Origin of the sequence: Rathayibacter tritici, assembly GCF_001641005.1 — a bacterium.
In the GTDB taxonomy this organism is placed as follows: domain Bacteria; phylum Actinomycetota; class Actinomycetes; order Actinomycetales; family Microbacteriaceae; genus Rathayibacter; species Rathayibacter tritici.
The window spans coordinates 2,275,374-2,299,132 of the sequence record NZ_CP015515.1; the positions used below are offsets into that span (position 1 = coordinate 2,275,374).

Consider the following 23,759-nt stretch of genomic DNA (forward strand, 5'->3'; position numbering starts at 1 on the left):
TTCCCACCGACCGACCGTCCTGAGCGGTCCCGCCGGCGGCCACCCCCGTGCCCCTCCCCTCTCCGAGGGAGGCGGCGCGCGAGGCGGCCGCCGGCTTCTGCGTTCGCGGCGCGCGCGTGATGTGCAGGAGCCGGTGCAATCAGCAGGAGTCCGTGCCATGTGCAGGAGTCCGCGCGATGTGCAGGAGTCCGTGCCATGTGCAGGAGTTGGTGCCATGTGCAGGAGTTGGTGCGATCAGCAGGCGATCCGAGCGGGTTGCGCGATTGAGCCGGATGAAATGGCGTTCAAGCCACGCATCCCCTGCACATCGAACGGCTCGTGCAGGTCACGGCACCCCACACCGAGCGATGGGCGGTCATCCGCCCTGTCCCCTACAGCAATCCGCGCCATCAGCAGGACTCCGCACGATCTGCAGGAGTCCGCGCGATCAGCAGGTGATCCGCGCGGTCCGGGCGATCCTGCCGGACGATACGGCGTCCGACCCATGCATCCCCTGCACATCGAACGGCGGACGGGAGAGACGGCGCCCCGGGCAGCGCCGCCGGGCCGTCGCCGTCGGTACCCCTTCCGTAGAATGCTGTGGTGACAAGCAGCACCCTCCGAATCGCCTCCGTCAACGTGAACGGCGTTCGCGCCGCCTACCGGAAGGGAATGGGCGACTGGCTGGCCGGCCGCGACGTCGACATCCTTGCCCTGCAAGAGGTCCGCGCCTCCACCGAGGATCTCACCGGGCTGCTCGGCGACGAGTGGGACGTCCTGCACGATGAGGCGAGCGCCAAGGGCCGGGCCGGAGTCGCGCTCGCCTCGCGCAAGCGCGCCACCATCCACCGGGTCTCGTTCGGCGCCGACGACTTCGATTCGGCCGGGCGCTGGCTCGAGGCCGACTACGAGGTCGGCGACCGGTCGATCACGGTCGTCTCTACCTATGTCCATTCCGGCGAAGTGGGCACCCCCAAGCAGATCGAGAAGTACCGCTTCCTCGACGCGATGACGGCCCGCCTCCCCGAACTCCAGGCGCACAGCGAGCTCGCGGTGGTGATGGGCGACCTCAACGTCGGGCATCGCACACTCGACATCAAGAACTGGAAGGGCAACGTCAAGAAGGCAGGCTTCCTCCCGGAGGAGCGCGCCTACTTCGACCGCTTCCTCGGCGCGGAGGGCGAACCCGACTACAACGCCGGCGCCGGCCTGGGCTGGATCGACCTCGGCCGCCGATTCGCGGGCGAGGTCCCTGGTCCGTACACGTGGTGGTCGCAGCGCGGCAAGGCGTTCGACACCGACACCGGCTGGCGCCTGGACTACCAGCTTGCGACCCCCGCGCTCGCCGCCCTCGCCCGCAGCTACGAGGTCGACCGCGCCGACGCCTACGACACCCGTTGGTCCGACCACTCCCCCGTGGTCGTCGACTACGCGCTCTAACCCTCCTTCCTCGCGGCCCCCGCGACCCCGACCCCTCGCGGCTCCCCGCGACTCCGACCCCTCGAGGCCCTTCATGACCCCCAGCACTCCGGGCGCCGCGCCCGTCATCTTCTCCGGCATGCAGCCCTCCTCCGGTTCTCTGCACCTCGGCAACTACATCGGCGCCCTGACGCAGTGGGTCGCGATGCAAGAGGACTTCGACGCATACTTCTGCGTCGTCGATCTGCACGCGATCACGGTTCCGCAGGACCCGCAGCAGCTCCGCGATCGCACTCGCGCGACCGCCGCGCAGTACATTGCCGCGGGCATCGATCCGGAACGGTCCACTCTCTTCATCCAGTCGCACGTGCCCGCGCACGCCGAGCTCGCCTGGGTCCTGAACACCCTGACCGGGTTCGGTGAGGCGAGCCGAATGACGCAGTTCAAGGACAAGTCGGCGAAGCAGGGCACCGAGGCCGCCTCGGTGGGACTGTTCACCTACCCGATCCTGATGGCGGCCGACATCCTGCTGTACCAGACGGACGCGGTCCCGGTCGGCGAGGACCAGCGCCAGCACCTCGAGCTCACCCGCGACCTTGCCGCGCGCTTCAACTCGCGTTTCGGCGAGACGTTCACCGTGCCGGAGCCGCACATCGTGCGCGAGACCGCAAAAATCTTCGACCTGCAGAACCCGGGCGCCAAGATGTCGAAGTCGGCGGAGTCGGATGCCGGCCTGCTCAGCGTGCTCGACGAGCCGAAGGTGACGGCCAAGAAGATCATGCGCGCCGTGACCGACACCGAGTCCGAGGTGCGCTTCGATCGCGCCGCGAAGCCCGGCGTCTCGAACCTGCTCACCATCTACTCCGTGCTCGCCGACCGCTCTGTCGAGTCGCTGGAGCAGGAGTACGCGGGCCGTGGCTACGGGGACCTGAAGAAAGGACTCGTCGAGGTGGTCGCCACGAGGTTCGACCCGATCCGCGCGCGGACCGCCGAGCTACTGGCCGACCCGGCAGAGCTCGACCGTGTCCTCTCCCGCGCCGCCGACCGCGCCGCCGAGACTGCGGAGCGTACGCTCGCCGCGGTCTACGAGCGCATCGGCCTGCTCCGCCGCGTCCGCTGAGCCGACCGTGCTGCAGCTCGCGCTCTTCGACCTCGACGACACGCTCTTCGCGCATGCCCACGCCGTGCGGGAGGGCATCGTCGCGCACGCTGCGTCGCTGGGAGCGGCGTACGCCGCCACTCCGCTCGACCTGCAGCACCACTGGCACCTGCTCGAGGAGGAGCACTACCACCGCTACCTCGCTGGTGAGCTCGACTACGAGGGTCAGCGACGGGCCCGCGCGACAGACTTCGCCGCAGAGGCCGGAGTCGCGCTGTCGCCGGAGGAGGCGAGCTCCTGGTTCCGCGGGTACCTGGAGCACTACGTGGCCGCGTGGACCCTGCACGACGACGCGCTGCCCGTCCTCGACCGGCTCGACGCCGCCGGGGTCCGGGTCGGGATCATCACGAATGGCGTGCTCGATTTTCAACTGGGCAAGATCAAGGGCACGCGCCTCGCGGACCGGGTCGAGCACGTGATCGCCTCGGGTGATGTGGGCGTCGCCAAGCCGGATGCGCGGATCTTCGCGATCGCCTGCGAGCGGTTCGGCGTCGCTCCGGCCGACGCGCTCTATGTCGGCGACCGGCTCGGGACCGACGCGATCGGAGCGGCCGCTGCCGGGCTGCGCGGCGTGTGGCTCGACCGCGTTGGCGGCCCCGAGCACGGCCGCGCGCTGCCGCCGGAAGCACTGGCGCTGGACGTCCGGCGCATCGGCGGCCTCGACGAACTCGACGCGCAGCTAGGGCTGTCCGGGGGCTGAGCGGCACGGCCTCGTTCGCGGCGATCGGCCGGCGCTCACCCGGAGTCGCTCACCAGGAGCAGCCCACCCGCAACTCGCAGAACCGCCCCGTCCTCCGCCCTCGCTGGCGCGGACCTCCCGCCCGGCAGACTCCGCGCCTTCCTCGGAACAACGAAGCGCCCCACCCGACCCGAGGGACGACCAGGGCGCTTCACCGTGAGGGACTGACGTCATCCGCTCGCCGAAGAAGGCGAACGGGGAGAACACGTGCCCGCGTTGTCCGCTAGCCGGACGCGACCCGCTCCCCGAGACGCGACCGCCTCGACGAGCCGACCGCGCCGCGGCAGGCAGGGACTGCCGCGGAAAAAATTACTGCACGTCCTCGTCGACCCAGTCGAAGGTCTTGGTGACGGCCTTCTTCCACAGGCGGTACTGGCGGGCAGCCTCGTCCTGGTCCATCTGGGGAGTCCAGCGCGAGTCCTCCTGCCAGTTCTGGCGCAGGTCGTCGAGGTTCGCCCAGAAGCCGACCGCGAGACCGGCCGCATAGGCCGCTCCGAGCGCGGTGGTCTCGGCGACGACCGGTCGAACGACCGGGACGCCGAGGATGTCGGCCTGGAACTGCATGAGCAAGTTGTTGGCGATCATGCCGCCGTCGACTTTGAGCTCCTGCAGCGGCACACCGGAGTCGGCATTGACCGCGTCCAGGACCTCGCGGGTCTGGAAGGCGGTCGCCTCCAGCGCGGCGCGGGCAATGTGGCCCTTGTTGACGTAGCGGGTCAGGCCCACGAGGGCACCGCGCGCGTCCGAGCGCCAGTACGGCGCGAACAGGCCCGAGAACGCGGGGACGAAGTACGCGCCTCCGTTGTCCTCGACCGTGGCGGCCAGCGCCTCGACCTCAGGGGCCGAGCCGATGAGGCCCAGGTTGTCGCGCAGCCACTGGATTAGCGAGCCGGAGACGGCGATCGAGCCCTCCAGCGCATAGTGCACCTCACCGTCGCCGAGCTTGTAGCCGATGGTGGTGAGCAGCCCGTTCTTCGAGTGCACGATCTCGGTGCCCGTGTTGAAGATCAAGAAGTTGCCGGTGCCGTAGGTGTTCTTCGCCTCGCCCGGATCGAACGCCGCCTGACCGAAGGTCGCGGCCTGCTGGTCGCCCAGGATGCCCGCAATCGGCACCTCGCGCAGCAGCGAGGAGGACTCGACCTGGCCGTAGACCTCGGAGGAGGAGCAGACCTCGGGGAGCATCGACCTCGGAACCCCGAAGGCCTCGAGGATGTCGTCGCGCCACTCGAGAGTCTCGAGGTCGAGGAACAGGGTGCGGGAGGCGTTGGTGACGTCGGTCTTGTGGACGCCGCCGTCGATGCCGCCGGTCAGATTCCACAGAACCCAGGTGTCGGTGGTGCCGAAGAGCAGGTCACCCGCCTCCGCCTTCTCGCGCGCACCCTCGACGTTCTCGAGGATCCAGACGATCTTGGTACCGGAGAAATAGGTCGCGAGCGGGAGGCCCACGATCGACTTGAAGCGGTCCGCGCCCTCGTCGCCCGCGAGTCGGTCGACGATCGACTGGGTACGGGTGTCCTGCCAGACGATGGCGTTGTAGACGGGCTTGCCGGTGGTCTTGTCCCAGACGACCGCGGTCTCGCGCTGGTTGGTGATGCCGACCGAGGCGATGTCGTGACGGGTCAGGTCGGCGCGGGAGAGGGCCTGACCGATCACCTCACGGACGTTGTTCCAGATCTCGATCGGGTCGTGCTCGACCCAGCCGGCGCGCGGGAAGATCTGCTCGTGCTCCTTCTGGCCGGTGGAGACGATCGATCCCTTCTTGTCGAAGATGATCGCGCGGGACGACGTGGTCCCCTGGTCGATAGCGATGACGTAGTCAGCCATGAATGATTACTCCTTCGTAACGGGGGTGGCAGGAAATGCGGCGGCTTTAGAGGACCGGAAGCAGCGCGAGCGAGGCGAGGCCCGCGAGCACACCGCCCACGATCGGGCCGGCCACGGGCACCCAGGCGTAGCTCCAGTCGCTCGAGCCCTTGCCCTTGATCGGCAGCAGCGCGTGCGCGATGCGGGGGCCGAGGTCACGGGCGGGATTGATGGCGTAGCCGGTCGGGCCGCCGAGCGAGGCACCGATTGCAATCACCAGGATGGCGACGGGGAGAGCGCCGAGTGCGGCCAGGCCGCCGTCGCCCTGACGTCCGCCGCCGAAGCCGATGACGACGAAGACGAGGACGAACGTACCGATGACCTCGGTGACGAAGTTCCAGCCGTAGGAGCGGATCGCCGGGCCGGTCGAGAAGACGCCGAGCTTGTTGGCTGCGTCGGGCTCCTCGTCGAAGTGCTGCTTGTAGGCGAGCCAGCAGAAGACGGCGCCGAGGATCGCACCGATCATCTGGGCGAGGATGTACACGAGGATCGAGGCGATGTTCACCGGGACGCCCGAGCCGAATTCGGTCGCTCCGCTGGCGACCAGGCCCAGGGTGACCGCGGGGTTCAGGTGCGCCCCCGAGTTGTACGAGACGATCACGCCGGCGAAGACCGCGAAGCCCCAGCCGATGTTGACCATGAGGGTTCCGCCGTTGAGACCCTTGCTCTTCACGAGTGCGACGTTGGCGACGACACCGCAGCCGAGGAGCACGAGCATCGCCGTTCCCACGACTTCGGCGAGGAACACCACTCCGAGATTGTCCACGTTGACCTTTTCCTTTGGGTAAGACGAACGCGCGCAGGCGTTCGCGGCGGGCTGCGATGCCCGCCGTGTGTGAAGTTATCGGCGCCCTGTCCCAGCGACAAGGAACGGCGCGTGCACGTTTGTGCGTTGTCGTGACGACAGCCCCGGGCGAGGTATTCCTCACTCCGGGGCTGTCGCCGATCGAGCCTCTCGGCCGATCAGGAGGCGGGCACGGCCGTCGGGGCCTGCACCGACGTGCCCCCGACGTCGACGCCGTTGTACTCCTTGAGGTGCGCGATGGTCGCATCCACTTCGGATGCCCGGGTGGCGTCGTCCCAGCCCAGCACGGCTCCGGTGTGCTCGGCGAGCTCCTCGAGGAGTTCGCGGCTCAGGCCTCCGGTGAAAGCGTGGTTCGTGCGGCGCATGACCAGGTCGATCAGGTGCACCACGCTCTCGTGCTTCGCGAGATAGCGGACCTCGCCGGTGGTGAAGTCCTTGTCGAAGTCGAGTGCCTCGTCGTGTCCGTCGACCAGTGCCTCGATGACCTCCTGCGCGCGGGTGCCGTAGCGTTCGAGCAGCTGGCCGGTGCGGGCCGAGGACAGGCCGGAGCGGTGCTGGCTGATCCACTGCGCACGGGACGCGTCGGTGCGCGGGAAGCCCTTGCCACCTCCGATGGGGGTCTTCACGGTCGAGACGCGACGGGTTACGCCGATCCGCGTGAAAACCTCGTTCGAGAGGTGCTCGGACAGGGCACGGAACGTCGTCCACTTGCCACCGACCAGGCTGAGCACGGGCGAGCCGTTGCCGGGCAGGGTCGAGGGCTCGATGCGGTAGTCGCGGGAGACGAATCCGGGCGCCTCGTCGTCGTGACGGGGCAGCGGACGGATGCCGGAGAACTTGAAGACGATCTGCGAGCGGTCCACCGGGATGGCGGGGAAGACGTGGCTGACGAGCTCGAAGAAGTAGTCGATCTCCTCCTCCGTGCACACCGCGGGCTTGGTGGGGTCAGCGTCGATGTCGGTCGTACCGACCATGACGCGGCCCTTGAGCGGGTAGATGAGGACGATGCGGCCGTCGCTGTGCTCGAAGAACATCTCGCGGCCCTCGCAGGCCTCGACCAGCTCGGGGTTGTCGAGCACGATGTGCGAGCCCTTGGTGCCGCCCATGAACGTCGTGCTCGTGCCGAGGGCGGTGTTGGTGAAGTCGGTCCAGGACCCGGAGACGTTGACGACAACGTCGGCTGCGAAGGTGAACTCTTCGCCGGATTCGCGATCGCGCAGGACCACACCCTTCTCGTCGGCGCCGACGGCCTCGACGTAATTGGCCGCGCGGGCCTTCTTGCCACCGATCAGCGCGTCGTGCAGGACGTCGAGCGCGAGGCGCTCCGGCTCGTGCACGGAGGCGTCGAAGTAGGTGGCGGTGTATTTGATCTTCGGATCGAGCTGAGGCAGCTCGTTCAGCGAGCGCTTCCGACCGTGGAACTGGTGGCGCGGCACGGTGCCGCCGTCGCGGGAGAAGAAGTCGTAGAGGGTGAGCCCGACCTTGATCAGCAGCGCACCGCGCTCCTGCGGCTTGCCCGACTTGTGAGTCAGGAAGCGCAGGGGGGCGGCGAGGATGCCCGAGAACGTCGAGTAGATCGGGATGGTCGTCTGCAGCGGCTTGACGTAATGGGGAGCGATCTTCAGCAGGCCGTTGCGCTCGTGCACGCCCTCGTTGACCAGACGGAACTCGCCGTTCTCGAGGTAGCGGATGCCGCCGTGGATCATGTGGCTGGAGGCGCTCGAGGCACCGGAGACGTAGTCGCCGCGCTCGACGAGGGCGACGTCGACCCCGTTCAGCGCGAGTTCGCGGAAGGTCCCGATGCCGTTGATTCCACCGCCGATGACCAGGACCGTGGCTCGGGGGTTGTCGCGGAGAGCAGCGACGCTCTCACGCAGAGCGGAGTTTCCGGGAGTTCCGTCGGACTGTGCCACTTCGTACTCGCCTTCGTGTCGTAGGGGTGTCGTCGAGGCCCCCGCGCTAGCGTGCACCGAAGAGATGGACGATTGATTTCGCGGAGGAATACAGCCATCCTTGACCCGACAACACATCCGGTCAAGACGGCTGGAAATCCGTGCAGGGAGTGGTAATGACCCCGGTGAGACCGGTCGTCGAACTCGACGAGACGACCCACGCGACCCATCCAGACAAAACGCGCGACGCGCTGCGGGCGGCACAGCTCTACTACATGCAAGACCTGACGATGGACGCCATCGCGCACGAGCTGCACACGTCGCGCTCCTCCGTCTCGCGCCTGCTCTCGCACGCCCGCGCGACCGGCCTGGTCGACATCCAGATCCGCTCCCCTCTCGACCGGGCGAGCGCCCTCTCGGCCGAGGTGCGCGCGCACTTCGACATCACCGCGCACATCGTGCCGGTGCCGGATCACACCAGCGAGATCGACCGGCTGGAGCGGGTGGCGCTGTCCGCGGCGCGGATCCTCGGGCAGTTCATCGACTCCAACATGATCGTCGGCATCGCGTGGGGGTCGACGATGAGCGCTATCAGTCGCCACCTGATCGCCAAGGAGACGCACAACACGCAGATCGTGCAGCTGAACGGCGCGGGGAACACCGAGACGACGGGCATCAACTACTCCAGTGAGATCCTGCGCCGTTTCGGCGACGCGTACGCCGCGAAGGTGCAGCAGTTCCCGGTGCCGGCATTCTTCGACGACCCGACCACCAAGCAGGCGGTGTGGCGCGAGCGCTCCACCCGTCGGGTCCTGGAGCTGCAGCAGCGGATGGACGTGGCGCTGTTCGGGCTCGGGTCGCCGTTCGCCGCAGTCCCCTCGAAGGTGTACATCGGCGGTTACCTGGAGCCGAGCGACTTCACCTCGCTCAGCGGCTCGGGCGTCGTCGGCGACGTCGCGACGGTGTTCTACCGCTCCGACGGCAGCTGGGACGACATCCCCATGAACGAACGTGCAAGCGGCCCGGACCTCTCGACCGTGCGTCGCGCGTCGCGCCGGATCTGCGTGGTGGCCGGCGCCTCCAAGCTGCCGGGCCTGCGCGGCGCCCTCGCCGCCGGCTTGATCACCGACCTCATCCTCGACGAGGGCACCGCCCGCGCCCTCATCTCCGGCTGACGCACCCCGTCCCGCTCCCTCCGCGAGATGCCACTTGTGCGGCATCCGCTCGGCGTGTCGTCGTCATAAGAGGCATCTCGCGGGGTCGGTCACACGGCGAGGGCGCGGCGGACGCGGGCGACGGTCGCGTCGGGCGCGAGGAGACCGGAAGCGCGGACCCGGACGACTCGGTAGCCGAGCGCCTCGATCGCTTCGATCCGGGCAATGTCCCGCTCGTATTGCGCCCGGTCCGTACGGTGCTGATCACCGTCGTACTCGACGACGACGCGCTCACGTCGGTAGAGCATGTCCACTCGGGCGACGAAGAGCCCGTCAGCATCGAACAGCTCCACGTTCAGCTCCGGTTCCGGAAGTCCGGCTCGCAGAAGCAGTAGTCGCAGCAGTGTCTCGCGCGGGGATTCCGCCCCTGACCTGACCCAGCCCACCGCCTCGCGGGCCAGGCGACCGCCCCGCCCGCGGAAGCACCGGGCGCGCTCGGCCAGGATCGTGAGGTCGACGCGGAGCCCCCGACGGGTCCCCTCCTCGTCGGGCAGAACGAGAGCGTCGCCGAGGACGACGAGTTCGTCGAGAGTCCTGGACGCGGCGAGGTGGCAGAACGTCGACGCCGGATCGGCCGTCGGATAGGTGGCGTGGACGACCGTGACCGCCTCGTCCCAGAGGTGGTGCGAGCGGACGCCCACGCGACGCGCGGCGCGCATCGGCGGGGCGACCGCGACGTCGAGCGCAGTCGTCGCTGTCTTCCTCCGATCCGGCAGACCCAGCAGGTGCGCCGCCGTGCCGTGCGAAAAGAACTCCCCCGGCCGCATGACAGCCGCGAATGCAGTGATCCGCTCGTCGAAGTCCAGCGGCTCCACGACCGCACGTGCACCACGGAAGACGGCGACCGGATAGTCCCGGACGAGGCCGTGCCGCGACGCGCCACTCGTCGACGCGTTGACCACTCCGGAATGCTGCTGCTCACTCATGCCCGCAGGGTCCCCCATCCGCCACCCTCCCCGCTCGAGTTCTCCACAGCCCCCGCCGCGAGATGCCACCTATGACGAAGACACGCCGAGGAAAGGCCTCGTAAGTGGCATCTCGCGAAGGAGGGGGGAGGGCGGTTAGGGCTCGCGGGCGTGGGTGTCGAGGAACTCGTAGACCTCGGCGTCGTCGATGCCGGGGAAGGTGCCCGAGGGCAGAGGCGCGAGCACGTGCGCGTGCAGGCGGGCGCTCGGCCAGGCGTTGCCGTCCCAGCGCGCGGCGAGATCGGACGGTGCGCGCCGGCAGCAGGATTCGTCGGGGCAGCGGGAGAGCTCGCGGCGGTCGGTGTCGCGGCCGCGGAAGAAGCGGGCCTCGGCGAACGGGACGCCCACTGTGATCGAGAACTCCTCCGTCGCGGTCGTGCCGGTCTGCGACGCTGACCAGAAGGTGCCCGCCGGCGTGTCGACGTACTGGTAGTACTCGGTGGTGCGGTTCGTGCGGGTGAACGCCGAGCGCGCCGACCAGTAGCGGCAGACGACCTGGCCCTCGACAGCTCCGGTCACATCGGTCGGCAGCGGCAGCCCGTCGTTCTCGTACGCCTTCTGGATCGAGCCGTCGCCGAGGACCCGCAGGAAGTGCATCCGGATGTCGAGGTGCGAGGTGAGCAGGTTGGTGAAGCGGAGCGCCGCCGCCTCGTGGGTAACACCGAAGCCGTCGCGGAAGTCCTCGACCGAGATGTCCCGCTCCCGCTTGGCCTCCTGGAGGAAGGCGACGGCCGGCTCCAGCGGCATCAGGCAGGCGGCGGCGAAGTAGTTGATCTCGAGACGCTGGCGGAGGAAGTCGGCGTAGGTCACCGGCCGCTCGTGGCCGAGGAGGCGGTGCGCCATCGCCTGGAGCGCGAGCGCCCGCAGCCCGTGCCCGCCCGGGATCGAAGCGGGCGGGAGGTAGATCCGACCGTTCGCGAGGTCGATCACCGAGCGCGCCGAGTGCGGCAGGTCACCGACGTGGATGATCTCGAAGCCGAGATGCCGGGCCATCTTCGAGACGGAGCTGTGGGTCAGCGCTCCCCCGCGGTGCCCGACCGTGCGCAGCATCTCTCCGGCCACCTCCTCGATCGCGGGCAGGTAGGAGTTGCGCTCGCGCAACTGGAGCCGTTGCGCCGTGTTCGCCCGGCGCGCTTCCTCCGGGGTGGCGCTCGCCTCGCTGCGACGGCGGGCGAGTTCGCGGTAGACGCCGAGGAACGCCTCCAGCACGGGAGTGGTCAGCCCCTTGTTGACCTTGAACTCCGGCAGGCCGAGCGAGCGGTACAGCGAGCCCTTCTGCACGCGGGCGAGCTCGATCTCGAGCGCGGCCCGCTCGCTCGGCGGCTCGTCAGAGAGCAGGGCCGCCAGCTCGACGCCGAGCGCGGCGGCGAGGCGCTGGAGGAGGGAGAGCCGCGGCTCGCGTCGGCCGGTCTCGATCAGCGACAACTGGCTCCCCGAGACATCCACCCGCTCGGCGAGCTGCCCGAGGGTGAGTCCGCGACGGGTGCGGAAGTGGCGCAGGCGCTGCCCGAGCAGCACGGCATCCGAGCCGGCGGCGGGGGTTGAGGGATCGGTCACGGCGAGCTCCAGCGATCGGTTGTGACGAAAGCGCAAAAATGACGGTTCTTGATGCCCTTTACGCCGGGAATACCCCTCGATCCTCCTCCATCCTGGCTTGAGGCGCCACCGAGCGCCCCTCCCGGCCTCGGCCGGCGACTCCCCACCCCCGTCGACGACGACCACCGAAAGCGGAGCCAGCATGAGCATCTTCAGCAACACCGTCCGACTCGAGCCGAGCACCATGACCGCGCCGACCGCCGTCCCCGCGCCCGTCGTGCCGCCCGCGCCCCTGACCCTGCGCCGCTGGGTGCGCGAGACCGCCGCAATCCTCAAGCCCGACGCGATCGAGTGGAGTGACGGCTCCCCCGCGGAGTGGTACCGCCTGACCGAGCGGCTCGTCGCCTCCGGCACGCTCCTCCCGCTGAACCCGGAGTGGCGGCCCGGCTCGTTCCTCGCCCGCACCGACCCCGACGACGTCGCCCGCGTCGAGGACCGCACCTTCATCTGCACGACCGATGAGGCGGATGCCGGGCCCACCAACAATTGGCGCGAGCCGGCCGCGATGAAAGCCGAACTCGCTCCGCTCCTGGACGGCGCGATGCGCGGGCGGACGATGTACGTCGTCCCGTTCTCGATGGGCCCGGTCGGCGGGCCGCTCTCGCAGCTCGGAGTGCAGGTCACCGACTCGCCGTACGCGGTGCTCAACCTGCGGATCATGGCGCGCGTCGGCTCCGAGCCGCTGGCCGCCTTCACCGAGGACACCGTCTTCGTGCGCGGCGTGCACACGGTCGGGCAGCCCCTCCGTGACGCCGACGGGGTCGCCCGTGCCGATGTCGCCTGGCCGTGCAATCCGGTGAAGTACATCACGCAGTTCCCCGAGACCCGCGAGATCGTTTCGTTCGGCTCCGGCTACGGCGGCAACGCCCTGCTGGCGAAGAAGTGCTTCGCCCTGCGGATCGCCTCGGCGCTGGGTCGCGAGGAGGGCTGGCTCGCGGAGCACATGCTGCTCATCCGCATCGTCTCCCCCGAGGGGCGTCGGTACCACGTGGCTGCGGCGTTCCCGAGCGCGTGCGGCAAGACCAACCTCGCGATGATGCAGCCCGCGATCCCCGGCTGGCGCGTCGAGACGCTCGGCGACGACATCACCTGGATGCGCCGAGGCGAGGACGGGAGGCTCTGGGCGATGAACCCCGAGACCGGATTCTTCGGAGTCGCTCCCGGCACCGGAAAGAGCTCCAACCCGAACGCCGTCCAGACGCTCTGGGGCAACACGATCTTCACCAACGTCGCGCTCCGCGAGGACGGCGACGTGTGGTGGGAGGGCCTGACCGACGAGGTCCCCGAGCGGCTGACCGACTGGCGCGGGCAGCCGTGGACGCCCGCATCCGGCACCCCCGCCGCGCATCCCAACTCGCGCTTCACCGCGCCGGCCGTGCAGTGCCCGTCGCTCTCCGCCGACTGGGACGCCCACGACGGAGTGCCGCTGGACGCGATCGTCTTCGGCGGCCGCCGAGCGAGCAACGTGCCTCTGGTGACGCAGGCCACCTCCTGGCAGCACGGCGTCTTCCTCGGGGCGACCATCGCCTCCGAGAAGACGGCCGCCGCGGAGGGCACGGTCGGCGAGCTGCGCCGCGACCCATTCGCGATGCTCCCCTTCTGCGGCTACAACATGGCCGACTACTTCGCGCACTGGCTGGCGATCGGCGCCGAGCTGGGCGACAGGGCGCCCGCCGTGTTCCAGGTGAACTGGTTCCGCAAGGATGCGAACGGCAACTTCCTCTGGCCCGGATTCGGCGAGAACGCGCGGGTGCTCCAGTGGCTCGTCCGCCGGGTGGAGGGGCTGGCGGAGGCGCGGCACAGCCCGGTCGGCGACCTACCGCTCGCGATCAACACGCACGGGCTCCCACTCACCGCGGCCCAGAAAAAGGAGCTGTTCTCCGTCCCGGTCGAGGCCTGGCTCGCGGAGTGCGCGCTCACCGAGGAGTTCTTCGCGCAGTTCGGCGACCGGCTGCCGCCCGAGCTGACCGCCGAGCTCCAGGCCCTGCGGCTGCGCCTGCTGGCCGAGAAGCTGCCGCTGGCGGCCTGACCCCGAACCGAGCCGGTTCCGGCCGGACACCCTGTGGCCCGCGGGGGCCGCTCCCACTCGCGCGGACGGCCGGCGCTAGGGTCGGAGCGTGAAGCTGCCGATCCTCGTCCTCAACGGCCCGAACCTGAATCTGCTCGGCACCCGCGAGCCCGAACTCTACGGCTCGGACACCCTCGCCGACGCAGAGGCGCTCGCTGCCGAGGCCGCTGAGCGCCACGGCCTGGCGATCGAGGCTTTCCAGAGCAGCTCGGAGGGCGCGATCATCGACCGGCTGCACGCGGCGCGCGGCACCGCCTTGGGGGTGGTGCTCAACGCGGGGGCCTACACGCACACCTCGATCGCCATCCGCGACGCCGTGCTCGCGACCGAGCTGCCGATGGTCGAGGTGCACGTCAGCAACGTGCACCGGCGCGAATCGTTCCGGCAGCACTCCTACCTTTCGGACATCGCGGTCGCGGTGATCGTCGGGGCGGGCATCGCGGGCTACGGCTACGCGGTGGACGTGCTCGCGCGAGCGGCGGATGAGCGATGAGCGGGCTCGGACGCTCCTTCGGCAGCTGATCCTCGTGCGGCTCGCGGCCCGCGCACCCGAGTGCGTGATCGCGTCGCGCTCGTCAGGTCAGCTTGCCGCCGAAGCGCGGGACGATCGTGATTCCCGTTCCTTCGAGTTCGCGCCGTAGCTCGAGGACGATCCGGTCGCCCTCCTCTTCCCAGGTGCGTTCGACGTCAGGCGAGTCGAAGCCGCCGTCCCAAGGGCGTTGATCCTCCCACACCTGATACCACGCCGTGATCCTGTCTTCGAGCTCCTGGCTCGCACCGAGCTCGGTCGCCGTGGGGGTGATGTTCTCCACCTTCGACGCCCAGAGACAAAAGGAAGCGGTTAGGTCGGGGAAGAATCGCACTTCCCGGAAATTATCGTTCATTCAGCAAATCTCCTTTTTCTGGGGGAAACTGGTAATCAAGCGGTCGCTATCACTCGCCCAGGCGGAGCGTACTCTAAAGGAATACACGCGCTCTCCGGAATTGACACGATAGAAAATGACCTCACTCACCGCGCAACGACTCTTATTGACAGTGTTTCCACCGCGGAACTCAGGATAGCGAATGGCCTGCCCCGTGGAGAAGGACATCAGATCGTCCCAGGACTCCATCCGATCGTTCCTCGGATCCCAACCCGCCGCTCGCGCCGCGTCGAATTCATCCTGCCAGTTCCGCTCGTGCTCCCCCCGGATGTGCATATAACCCCACCCAGTCTTCGCCCCGCCGGTCCCACACTTCAGTCTGACGTCCTGGGATTCCCCGTCCCACCAGTGCACGTATTGCGCGAACACGTCGTCTTCATGGTTCAGGCTGAAACAGCCAAACCACTGGTTCCAGTCGATCAGCTGCGGCGTCGCGTCGCCGCCCTGTCCAGAAGACCGGTCGGGGAGGCCGGCGGTCGCCGCGGCGATGTCAGCAGGGTCGGCCGGAGTCAGAACGCCGTCGATCATGACTCCGATGCGCACTTCGCCACTCGTACTGTTCTCGTCCGCCACTGCGGCTGGAGCGAGAAGACCTCCTACCATCGCGATCGACGCGATGTGGGCAAACAACTTTGATCGAAACCCCTGACTCCACCTTCGATTTCCTTCACTACTGTCGCTGTCCGGTGACGAGCACCGCGCAGCGGCGACCATACAAAGAAGGTAGGAAAGAATCCTGTTTTCGATCCAGAAAAGGCGTGAAAGAACTCACACCGATGCGGCCGGTGTGTCATGCACACCGACAGGGTCAGTGCGCGCAGTCGGGCGCTTGTGGCTTCCTCGACCGCGGGGACGCCCTCGGCACACGCCGTCCTCCCCGTCCCGGGGTGGAGGCCGACTACCCTCGGAGGGCGCCGCACCGGCGCGAGTACCGAGAGCACGAGGAGAAACGAACGTGAGCATCATCGCCGCCGCAGACGGGTCCGCACTGGGCAACCCCGGCCCCGCCGGCTGGGCCTGGTACGTGGACGACGAGCGCTGGGCCGCGGGCGGCTGGTCGCACGGCACGAACAACATCGGCGAACTCACCGCGGTGCTCGAGCTGCTGCGGGCGACCGCGCAGGAGGAGGAGCCGCTGCACATCCTCTGCGACAGCCAGTACGCGATTAAGGCCTGCACCGAGTGGCTACCGGGCTGGAAGCGGAAGGGCTGGCGCAAGGCCGACGGCAAACCGGTGATGAACGTCGAGATCATCCAGGCGCTCGACGAGGAGCTGCGGGGCCGAGCCGTCACCTTCGAGTGGGTGAAGGGGCACGCGAACCACCGGATGAACGAGGCCGCCGACGTGCGCGCGCGAAACGCCGCGACCGCCTACCAGCGCCGGCAGCCCGTCGACACGGGCCCCGGCTGGCCGACAGCAACGGCACCGGGCGCCCCCACAGCTGGGGTCATCGCAGATTCCACGACCCTCTTCTAGCCGGAGACGACTATGGTTGCGCTGCTCAATATCGAAGGGGTCGGTCATGACCAAGGAAATGAGGGAACGTCGTCCACGTCGTTCCCTTCTGGTAATTTTTGCGTGTAGCGCGCTGTGCGCTTCGGTGTTCGCCGGGGGCGGGCCGGGGGCGGCTGCGGAATCACTTCAGAAGGGGCCGCAGCCGACGGTTCATTCACAGCAGGCTTTTGCTCCAGAGGGCAACTTCACGTCGAAATGGACTCGTGCGGATGCCCGCCAAATCAAGCGCCTCTCAGACCCGTCTGCCCCGCCGAGGGAGAACTCCATGCCGACATCGTTGACGATGCCGACCGTTCCACAGGACTTCCCAGACATGTCGAACGGAAAAGTTTGGGTGTGGGATACGTGGCCCCTGGCGGACGAAAACGGGAACCAGTATTCCGTGAACGGGTGGGAGATCATTTATTCGCTCGTCGCTGATCGCAGCATCCGCTTCGATGACCGTCACACTTCCGCCAAGATCGGGTACTTCTACCGTCCAGCGAATCTTCCCGAGTCCGCAAGGCCGCAGAATGGCGGTTGGACCTACGGCGGTCTCGTCTTCCGCAACGGAGTGACGGATCAGATCTTCGCCGACCGGTCCTTCAGCCAGCAGACCCAGTGGTCAGGCTCCGCGCGCATATCCAGGGATGGTCAAGTCAACCTATTTTTCACCGACGTCGCTTTTTACCGGGATGGCGCCGGTCGGGACATCAAACCCTACGATTCCCGTATCGTCCTGAGCGTGGGTCACGTCCAGGCCGACGCTTTCGGTGTATCGTTCAGCGGATTCGATCAGGTGCAGCAATTGCTCAATCCCGACGGTTCTTTCTATCAAAACGCGCAACAAAACCGCTATTACAACTTTCGCGATCCGTTCACCTTCAAGGATCCAGCACACCCTAACGACACATACATGGTATTCGAGGGGAACTCGGCCTTTTCTCGAGAAGCGGCTCGATGCACGAAGGACGATCTCGGCTATGGGGCTGGTGATCCTTTCGCCGAGAGCGTTGACGCGGTAAACGCGTCTGGTGCCACCTACCAGATCGGTAACATCGGATTGGCGAAGGCTAAAAATGAAGCGCTGACCGAGTGGGAGTTTCTGCCACCCATCCTGTCGGCGAACTGCGTCACCGATCAGACCGAGCGCCCCCAGTTTATTTTCAAAGATGGAAAAACATATCTCTTCACCATCAGTCATCGTCAGACGTTCGCCTCGGGGATGGACGGTCCGGAGGGTGTCTATGCTTTCGTCGGCAATGGTATCCGGAGTGATTTCCAACCATTGAACGGTGGTTCCGGACTTGCGCTCGGAAACCCCACGAACTTGAATTTTCCGGCTGGCAGGCCGTACTCACCCAACGACAATCAGCCGGCCGGCGAGTTTGAGGTGTACTCACACTACGTCATGCCGGGCGGGCTCGTGGAGTCGTTCATCGACTCCGTGGGAACGAGTAGTCATTTCTCGCGTGGTGGCACCCTCGCTCCAACGGTGAAGATCCAGGTCACCGGGATGAATTCGACGGTTGACTACTCCTATGGAAACAATGGCCTTGGTCAGTGGGCAGATATTCCTGCCAATATGCATTTGTTCATCTGGGGAGGGCGGTCCTGGATTGTTTCGGACGAAGACCTGCAGCAGATAAGGTCTTCCGTCGGCTCGCAGTTGGAGGATTACTTCCAAGGAAAGCCTGTTGCACCGGAGGTGAGAGAGACTGTAGAGCGCTTCATCGCGGAGCACGGCCGCTAGCCTCAGGCTCTGGAAGCTGGGTGAGTGGAGCAGAGCCTCGTCTCCGTCGTGGGCCAGGTCGCTGATCGGAGATTTCCTGAGTCGGACCGGGTACTCGATCCGCTACCAGAACGAGCGATCGCTCACCTCAAGAACTGGCGCAGAACCCTCCGGTGTCGCTCTGGATCGTCGCACCGGCGCTCTCTCTGGCTGACGAGAAACGTCCCTCTGGCTGACGAGAAACAGGGCCCTGCGATCGGTGACGCCGGTCGCAGGGCCCGGGGCGACAGTCGGACGTGACGTGTCGGAGGCGGCGCCGCCGGTGCAGCCGGTGAGGAGGGCGATCGAGAGCGCGGCGGCTCCGGCAAGGGCTGCACGCGGGAAGCGGCGGCGGCGAGTGGCTGCGACGAGCCGTCAGCCCTCGTGTCTCGGCGACGCGTCAGGGCAGGCGCAGCAGGCCCGTCGCAACCAGCTCGCGCACCCGAGGCAGCACAGAGTCGGTCAGCTCCTCCTCATCGACCTGCAGGAGCGAGGCGACCGCCGCGACAATCGCCGCCGCCGACAGCTCGCCGTCGCAGGCGCCGACCACCGCCGCGAGTGCCGTATCGACCTCCTCGACCCGGGCGAAGCCTCCGCCCTGCCGCAACCGCAGCACGGTCGGATCGTCATTGCCCGGCCAGTAGTGCCGCTCCTGGGTCACATCTCCCGCGACCACCAGCGCGAGGCCGGCCAGAGCGCGGTCATCAAGGCCGGAGAGCGTCTCGACGGCGTCCAGGCACGCTGCGAGGTGGCCGCCGAGGCCCGCGGTCGCGACCGGGCCGGTGATGCGCTCCAGCCGGCGGATCGGCGGGCGCGGCTGTTCGGGCAGTCGCAGCGTGACATAGCCGAAGCCGACTCCCGTCACTCCGCGCCGCTCGAAGTCCGTGAGCCAGGCGTCGACCAGGGCGTCGAACGCGGGGCCTCGTGTCGTGCCGCCGTCCCGGATCCAGGTCTCGGCATAGACCGCCGGATCCTGGCGCTCGCGTTCCACCAGCCAGACGTCCAGCGGTGACGCGGTACCGCCCATCCAGGCGTCGAGCCTCGCGGGCTCCGCCTCGAGCGCCTGCTCCAGCGGGCTGCGGGCATCGGCGAGCCAGCCGTCGATCCGGTCGAAAGCGTCCGCGCGCTCGCGGTACTCCCAGTTGCCGAGGAGCTGCGCGACGCCGCCCGGCACCAGGTGCTCCGCCGCTCCGAGGATCACCCGGCGCACGATCTCGTCACCCTCGAGGCCGCCGTCGCGATACTCGTAGGACGGCACACCCTCGGCACGCGGAGTGATGACGAACGGCGGGTTGGTGACGATGTGGTCGAACCGCTCCCCCGCGACCGGCCCGTAGAGGCTGCCGAGGCGGAACTCGATGTTCTCGATCCCGTTGAGCGCCGCGGTGAAGGAGGCGAGCGCGAGCGCCCGCTCGGAGATGTCGGTCGCGACCACCTGCTCGGCGTGACGGGAGGCGTGCAGCGCCTGGATCCCGCAGCCCGTGCCCAGATCGAGGACACGGCCGACGGGACGCTGGATCATCAGCCCGCTCAGCGTCAGGCTCGCGCCGCCGACCCCGAGCACGTGGTCCTCGTCGAGCGGGCGGCCCAACGCGAGCTCGCCGAGGTCGGACACGATCCACCAGGACGCGGCGCCGCGCTGGTCGAGCACGTCGTAGGGCCTCAGGTCCAGGGCCGCGGTGACGACGGCTCCGGCCTCGACGCGCACCAACCCGAGTTCCACCGCGCCCTCCAGCGCGAGGGCGCCGAACGCCTCCTCCGCATCGTCGGCGGGGACGGGATCGGCAAGGAGGAACAGGCGGGCGAGGGTGGCCAGCGCGTCGTGGTCGCCGCTGCGAGCGAGGGCACGGCGGGCGGGGACGCGGTCGCCCCGGTGCAGCGCCTCGTCCGCCTCGTCGCCCCAGAGCCCGCGCACGGCGTCGACGCCGTAGCGGGCGCGGGTCAGGTCCTCGCGCAGGAGGGCGATACGGGCGCGGTCGAACGGATCTGCGGAGGGCACCGCTCCATCCTCCTGCACGCCGCTCGTCCACCGGGGCCGCCGCGGCCGTACGATCGGAGTCATGCCGCTGACCGGAGAGTACGAACCCAGCACGTCCGAGTGGGCCCGCGAGCAGGCGGAGCTCTACGAGCGGACCGGCGGAGCCGAGGGCAACCTCCTCCGCGGCCGCCCCATCATCGTCCTGACCACCGTCGGCTCGACAAGCGGGAAGCTCCGCAAGACCGCGCTGATGCGGGTCGAACACGACGGCGAGTACGTGGTCGTCGCGTCCAAGGGCGGCGCGCCCGAGCATCCGGTCTGGTACGGGAACATGCTCAAGGAGTCGCACGTCGAGCTGCAGGACGGGCCGGTGAAAAAGGACTACACCGCGAGCGTCCTCGAGGGCGAGCTGCGCGAGGAGTGGTGGGAGCGCGCGGTGGCTGCCTGGCCGGACTACGCCGAGTACCAGACGAAGACCGAGCGGCAGATCCCGCTCGTGCTGCTGACGCCCTGGTCCTGACTCCCCGGCCGGCTCTGGCCAGCGCGAACCCGCGCCGCGTCTCGGATCCGCGCCGCGTCCCAGACCCGCGCTGCGTCCCAGACCCGCGCCGCGGCTCGGACCCTCATCGCGGCTCAGACCCGCGCCGCGATGAGGTCAAGCACCCGCGGGTGCGAGAGCAGCGCGAAGTGGCCGACCACCGAGACCGCGATGTTCTCGTGCGCGCCCGCGAGCCGACTGCCCCCCGGAATGTACTGGTCGCGCATGCCGTAGATCGACGTGATGCGCGCGTCGGCCTCCCGCTCGGCGAGCAGGCGACGGATGAGCGGGCGGTGCGGCGCGAACTCCCGGAGCGCCCGTGCCGGGGCGATCCGGGCGAGCGACGAGCCGTTGAACGGGGTCGAGACGGCGATCATTCGCTCGATCCGCCGCTCCTCACGGTCGTCGACCACCATCATGTGCTTGCCGATCAGGCCGCCCTTGCTGTGCGCCACGACGACCACGCCGCGCAGATCGTGCTCGCGCAGGTAGTCCTGGCCGAGGCTCGCCGCGGCGGCGATCGGCCGCGTGTTGTAGCCGAGCGCGGGCAGCACGTGGATCGGGTGCCCCGCCCTGTGCAGCCGCTCCGCGATCGGCCGGAGGAACTGCCACGTCTCGTAGATCCCGGGGATGAGCAGCACGGGGGCGCCGTCGCCGGAGGTGTACCGCGAGACGTCCCAGCCCTCGCGCAGGTGCACGAAGCGGGAACCGTAGGCGTAGCGGTAGTCGCGGAGGTAGGCGCGCCGAATCGACGTGGAGCGGCGGCGGGCGGAGTCACGCGCCGTCATGCGCCCGCTCCAGCGCGGAGCCGTCGAACCAGAGGAAGAGGCGAGCGGCGCCCATCGGAGTCTCCCTTCGGCGCAGACGGTCTCCGCGGCTCCCTCAGTGTGCCGCGCAGGCACCCGCCCCGCGACGGCTCACAGCGGGTTGACGCCGAACGCGGTCGCGAGCTTGTCGATCTTCTTCGCGCGGCCGAGGCGCGGCAGGTCACTGCCGTCGCGGATGACGCGCCCGCGGGCCTCGAACTCCTCGAGGAAGTCGCGGGCCCAGGCGACATCGGACGGCGTCGGGCTGATGACCTCGTTGATCACGGCGAGCTGCTCGGTGTCGAGGCAAAGCTTGCCGGTGAGGCCCAGCGAGACGGTGAGCGCCGACTGCTCGCGCAGGACGGGGTGGCTGTTCGAGACGGTCGGTCCATCGATCGGGCCGGGCAGGTCGCCGATGCGGGAGGCGACGACCAGGCGCGAGCGCGGGTACGCCATCGCAAGGTCTTCGGCGCTGGTGCCGGTGTCGCGGCGGTAGTCGCCGCTGCCGAACGCGAGTCGGAAGGTGCCGCGGGCGCGGGCGATCGAGACCGCCTCCTCGATGCCGAGTGCGGACTCGACCAGAGCGAGCACCGGAGTGGCACCGCCGAGGCGGTCGAAGGTCTCGGTGACGTGCTCGGCGGCCTCGGTCTTGGCGAGCATGACACCGGCGAGGCCGGGCAGACCCTTCAGCGCGTCGACGTCGTCGGACCAGAATGGTGTGGAGTGGTCGTTGATGCGGACCCACGCGCGCTTCTCACCGGTCAGCCACTCGACGACATCGGCCCGTGCGTCGGGCTTGGCCTTGGGGTCGACCGCGTCCTCGATGTCGAGGACGATCTGGTCGGCGCGGGAGGCGTGTGCGTCGTCGAACGTCTCGGTGCGGGTGGCGTTCACCAGCAGCCAGGAGCGCGCGATCTCCGGGGCGACGTCGCGCCCCTTCCGCTTCGCGATGGCGGCGGTGGTGGTCTCAGGCAACGTCACGGTCGGTTCCTCTCGGTGGCGCGGTCCTCGCTCCGCGGGCGCCACCGCTCCATGACGGCGCCGGGGACAAGGGTAGCGGCTCCCGTCGTCGGGTCTCCGGGCGTGCGCTGATGGGGGGGCTGGCGTGCGGCTGCGGGTCCCGTCAGCCGCCCCCCGGGCGCTCCCAGAGGGTGAGCACGACCGTCGGCACCCGCAGCTGCTCACGGGCGACGAACCCCGCCTCCACGAGCACGTCATCCGCCTCGCCCTCGGGCAGCGCCTGCCAGATCCGGTCCTCTCCCGCGAGTGCCGCGCGGAGGGGCTCGCCCTCCAGCAGTGCGTCGGAGTAGCTGCCTGTGTCCGCGTACGGGTGGGCGAAGGCGACGTCGTCCAGGCCCGCAAACGCCTCCGGGTAGGCGGCGAGGGCCAGACGCGGTTGGAGCGACACTGTGCCGGAGGAGCCGAGGAGGACGGCGTCGCCGGGATGAGCTCGCTCCTGGATGGCGGTGGCGAGGGCGCGGAGGTCCTGCCCGGCCGGTTTTCCGGCGGCGGTGCGCATCTGCACCAGGACCGGCAGGGCGGCCGCGATGATCAGAGCGAGGAGCGCGAGGCCCGTGCGCCGGGTCCAGGAGCCGAGTGCGAGCCCGGTGAGGACCGCGAGAGCGGGCGCGCTGGAGGCGACGTACCGCGGCGTGAACATCGGCCCGACGACGAGTGTCCCGAGCACCAGCACCGCCGTCGGCAGCGCGAGCCAGAACAGCAGTGCCGACAGGAGCGGTGTCCGCAGGGCGCCCCGCGCCGCCGCGACCCCGAGCAGGACGACGACGATCACCGCGAGCCACCACGCGGATCCGACGAACGGTTCGACCAGGACCGTGAACGCGTTCACCGGCTGCGAGCGAAGCCAGCCGACCTGCCCGCTCTGCCCGGCCGCCAGCAGCAGTACCGGCACCGCGCTCAGAGCCGAGAGGCCGCTCGCCGCCAGAGCCCGCACGGCGTTCCGGGGCGCGGCCGCCACGGCGAGGGCGACGAACGCCGGCAGCACCAGGACGCAGTAGAGGAACACGGCATTCGCAAGCCCCGCGACGGCCACGAACGCCGCCCAGCGCAGGGCCCCGCCGGAGCGCGCCGCGTGCACGATCAGCACCGCCGCTCCCACCACCAGGGCGGTGACCAGGGCGGAGGAGCGCGCCTCGGTCCCCGAGAACGAGGACCGAGGGAGCACCACCAGCACGGCCGCGGCGAGCAGCGCGGCCCGAGGCCGATCGAACTCCCGCAGCAGCAGCACGACGCCCGCCGCCGCCGCACCCGTCGCCAGGGCGGACGGAGCGCGGACCGCGAACTCCGATTCTCCGGCAACCGCGATCCAGCCGTGCATCAGCAGGCCGTAGACCAGGTGCACCGCGTCCTTCTCCTGCACGAAGGCGAGGAGCTGATCCAGCGGTAGCCGCGCCAGGCGGAGGGTCGCGACCTCGTCGTTCCAGTAGGAGGGGATCCAGGAGCCGACGAGAGTCAGCGCGGTCGCGAGGACGAGGACGACGCTGGCAGGCAGGGTCCGGATCGCGCGCACCCGCCAGCGTAGGCGCCGG

General features: G+C 68.9%; 20 protein-coding genes. 9 read left to right on the plus strand and 11 right to left on the minus strand.

Annotation, left to right across the window (positions count from 1 at the left end; translation table 11 throughout):
- The first annotated feature begins 582 nt into the window (after window positions 1-582).
- The 3 genes from A6122_RS10295 (at window position 583) to A6122_RS10305 (ending at window position 3,257) form a co-directional block, all read left to right on the plus strand.
- On the plus strand, window positions 583-1,419 hold the full coding sequence (locus tag A6122_RS10295; protein WP_068257483.1) for an exodeoxyribonuclease III: 837 nt from the start codon (window positions 583-585) through the stop codon (window positions 1,417-1,419).
- 73 nt (window positions 1,420-1,492) lie between these two features.
- Window positions 1,493-2,518, plus strand: a complete 1,026-nt coding sequence (gene trpS, locus A6122_RS10300; RefSeq protein ID WP_084415956.1) for a tryptophan--tRNA ligase — start codon at window positions 1,493-1,495, stop codon at window positions 2,516-2,518.
- 7 nt (window positions 2,519-2,525) lie between these two features.
- Window positions 2,526-3,257 carry an HAD family hydrolase gene (locus A6122_RS10305; protein WP_068254560.1) on the plus strand — a complete coding sequence of 244 codons (732 nt, stop codon included), beginning with the start codon at window positions 2,526-2,528 and terminating at the stop codon, window positions 3,255-3,257.
- Between the two features lie 348 nt (window positions 3,258-3,605).
- On the opposite strand, the gene glpK is transcribed toward A6122_RS10305, so the two are convergent.
- The 3 genes from glpK to A6122_RS10320 form a co-directional block, all read right to left on the minus strand.
- The gene (glpK, locus tag A6122_RS10310; RefSeq protein ID WP_068254562.1) at window positions 3,606-5,120 is read right to left on the minus strand and encodes a glycerol kinase GlpK; all 1,515 of its coding nucleotides are present in this window, start codon (window positions 5,118-5,120) and stop codon (window positions 3,606-3,608) included.
- A gap of 46 nt (window positions 5,121-5,166) precedes the next feature.
- The gene (locus tag A6122_RS10315; RefSeq protein ID WP_084415957.1) at window positions 5,167-5,925 is read right to left on the minus strand and encodes an MIP/aquaporin family protein; all 759 of its coding nucleotides are present in this window, start codon (window positions 5,923-5,925) and stop codon (window positions 5,167-5,169) included.
- Between the two features lie 197 nt (window positions 5,926-6,122).
- Entirely contained in the window at window positions 6,123-7,877 is a 1,755-nt protein-coding gene (locus A6122_RS10320) for a glycerol-3-phosphate dehydrogenase/oxidase (protein WP_237358167.1), read from the minus strand.
- Window positions 7,878-8,032: 155 nt separating this feature from the next.
- On the opposite strand from A6122_RS10320, the gene A6122_RS10325 reads away from it, so the two are divergent.
- On the plus strand, window positions 8,033-9,031 hold the full coding sequence (locus tag A6122_RS10325) for a sugar-binding transcriptional regulator (protein WP_068254565.1): 999 nt from the start codon (window positions 8,033-8,035) through the stop codon (window positions 9,029-9,031).
- Window positions 9,032-9,120: 89 nt separating this feature from the next.
- Here A6122_RS10325 and A6122_RS10330 read toward each other — a convergent pair whose 3' ends face one another.
- Together A6122_RS10330 and A6122_RS10335 are read right to left on the minus strand one after the other, a co-directional pair.
- Window positions 9,121-9,996, minus strand: a complete 876-nt coding sequence (locus A6122_RS10330; protein WP_068254568.1) for an endonuclease domain-containing protein — start codon at window positions 9,994-9,996, stop codon at window positions 9,121-9,123.
- A gap of 135 nt (window positions 9,997-10,131) precedes the next feature.
- A complete protein-coding gene (locus A6122_RS10335; RefSeq protein ID WP_237358168.1) occupies window positions 10,132-11,592 on the minus strand; it encodes a helix-turn-helix domain-containing protein in 1,461 nt (486 codons plus the stop codon).
- Between the two features lie 181 nt (window positions 11,593-11,773).
- Here A6122_RS10335 and A6122_RS10340 point away from each other — a divergent pair, with 181 nt between their 5' ends.
- Together A6122_RS10340 and aroQ are read left to right on the plus strand one after the other, a co-directional pair.
- The gene (locus A6122_RS10340) at window positions 11,774-13,660 is read left to right on the plus strand and encodes a phosphoenolpyruvate carboxykinase (GTP) (RefSeq protein WP_373408568.1); all 1,887 of its coding nucleotides are present in this window, start codon (window positions 11,774-11,776) and stop codon (window positions 13,658-13,660) included.
- 88 nt (window positions 13,661-13,748) lie between these two features.
- Complete coding sequence (gene aroQ / locus A6122_RS10345) at window positions 13,749-14,192, plus strand: type II 3-dehydroquinate dehydratase (protein WP_068254570.1); 444 nt, start codon at window positions 13,749-13,751, stop codon at window positions 14,190-14,192.
- An 82-nt stretch (window positions 14,193-14,274) separates the two neighbouring features.
- Here the strand turns inward: aroQ and A6122_RS10350 are convergent, their stop codons facing one another.
- Complete coding sequence (locus tag A6122_RS10350) at window positions 14,275-14,583, minus strand: hypothetical protein (protein ID WP_068254573.1); 309 nt, start codon at window positions 14,581-14,583, stop codon at window positions 14,275-14,277.
- Entirely contained in the window at window positions 14,584-15,150 is a 567-nt protein-coding gene (locus A6122_RS10355) for a hypothetical protein (protein WP_146085072.1), read from the minus strand.
- 427 nt (window positions 15,151-15,577) lie between these two features.
- On the opposite strand from A6122_RS10355, the gene A6122_RS10360 reads away from it, so the two are divergent.
- Together A6122_RS10360 and A6122_RS10365 are read left to right on the plus strand one after the other, a co-directional pair.
- Window positions 15,578-16,099, plus strand: coding sequence for a ribonuclease H family protein (locus A6122_RS10360; RefSeq protein ID WP_068254579.1), 522 nt, complete (start codon window positions 15,578-15,580; stop codon window positions 16,097-16,099).
- 46 nt (window positions 16,100-16,145) lie between these two features.
- Window positions 16,146-17,870, plus strand: coding sequence for a glycoside hydrolase family 68 protein (locus A6122_RS10365; RefSeq protein WP_237358169.1), 1,725 nt, complete (start codon window positions 16,146-16,148; stop codon window positions 17,868-17,870).
- Window positions 17,871-18,288: 418 nt separating this feature from the next.
- Here the strand turns inward: A6122_RS10365 and A6122_RS10370 are convergent, their stop codons facing one another.
- Complete coding sequence (locus tag A6122_RS10370) at window positions 18,289-19,950, minus strand: DUF7059 domain-containing protein (protein ID WP_084415961.1); 1,662 nt, start codon at window positions 19,948-19,950, stop codon at window positions 18,289-18,291.
- On the opposite strand from A6122_RS10370, the gene A6122_RS10375 reads away from it, so the two are divergent.
- Entirely contained in the window at window positions 19,949-20,386 is a 438-nt protein-coding gene (locus tag A6122_RS10375; RefSeq protein ID WP_068254582.1) for a nitroreductase family deazaflavin-dependent oxidoreductase, read from the plus strand. The genes A6122_RS10370 and A6122_RS10375 overlap by 2 nt on opposite strands.
- A 113-nt stretch (window positions 20,387-20,499) precedes the next feature.
- On the opposite strand, the gene A6122_RS10380 is transcribed toward A6122_RS10375, so the two are convergent.
- The 3 genes from A6122_RS10380 to A6122_RS10390 all read right to left on the minus strand — a co-directional run bounded on the left by A6122_RS10380 (window position 20,500) and on the right by A6122_RS10390 (window position 23,740).
- Window positions 20,500-21,192 (minus strand): esterase/lipase family protein, encoded by a 693-nt coding sequence (locus A6122_RS10380; protein ID WP_068254585.1) that lies wholly within the window; start codon window positions 21,190-21,192, stop codon window positions 20,500-20,502.
- A gap of 129 nt (window positions 21,193-21,321) precedes the next feature.
- A complete protein-coding gene (locus tag A6122_RS10385; RefSeq protein WP_237358276.1) occupies window positions 21,322-22,185 on the minus strand; it encodes an HpcH/HpaI aldolase/citrate lyase family protein in 864 nt (287 codons plus the stop codon).
- A 148-nt stretch (window positions 22,186-22,333) separates the two neighbouring features.
- Window positions 22,334-23,740, minus strand: a complete 1,407-nt coding sequence (locus tag A6122_RS10390; RefSeq protein ID WP_068254588.1) for a glycosyltransferase family 39 protein — start codon at window positions 23,738-23,740, stop codon at window positions 22,334-22,336.
- Window positions 23,741-23,759: the final 19 nt, after the last annotated feature.

Excerpts from the sequence above, each read along its gene's own strand:
- trpS (WP_084415956.1), top strand. The coding sequence starts at position 1,493 with ATGACCCCCAGCACTCCGGGCGCCGCGCCCGTCATCTTCTCCGGCATG.
- glpK (WP_068254562.1), bottom strand. The coding sequence starts at position 5,120 with ATGGCTGACTACGTCATCGCTATCGACCAGGGGACCACGTCGTCCCGC.
- A6122_RS10325 (WP_068254565.1), top strand. The coding sequence starts at position 8,033 with ATGACCCCGGTGAGACCGGTCGTCGAACTCGACGAGACGACCCACGCG.
- A6122_RS10330 (WP_068254568.1), bottom strand. The coding sequence starts at position 9,996 with ATGAGTGAGCAGCAGCATTCCGGAGTGGTCAACGCGTCGACGAGTGGC.
- A6122_RS10340 (WP_373408568.1), top strand. The coding sequence starts at position 11,774 with ATGAGCATCTTCAGCAACACCGTCCGACTCGAGCCGAGCACCATGACC.
- A6122_RS10350 (WP_068254573.1), bottom strand. The coding sequence starts at position 14,583 with ATGAACGATAATTTCCGGGAAGTGCGATTCTTCCCCGACCTAACCGCT.
- A6122_RS10355 (WP_146085072.1), bottom strand. The coding sequence starts at position 15,150 with ATGATCGACGGCGTTCTGACTCCGGCCGACCCTGCTGACATCGCCGCG.
- A6122_RS10365 (WP_237358169.1), top strand. The coding sequence starts at position 16,146 with ATGACCAAGGAAATGAGGGAACGTCGTCCACGTCGTTCCCTTCTGGTA.
- A6122_RS10375 (WP_068254582.1), top strand. The coding sequence starts at position 19,949 with ATGCCGCTGACCGGAGAGTACGAACCCAGCACGTCCGAGTGGGCCCGC.
- A6122_RS10370 (WP_084415961.1), bottom strand. The coding sequence starts at position 19,950 with ATGACTCCGATCGTACGGCCGCGGCGGCCCCGGTGGACGAGCGGCGTG.
- A6122_RS10380 (WP_068254585.1), bottom strand. The coding sequence starts at position 21,192 with ATGACGGCGCGTGACTCCGCCCGCCGCCGCTCCACGTCGATTCGGCGC.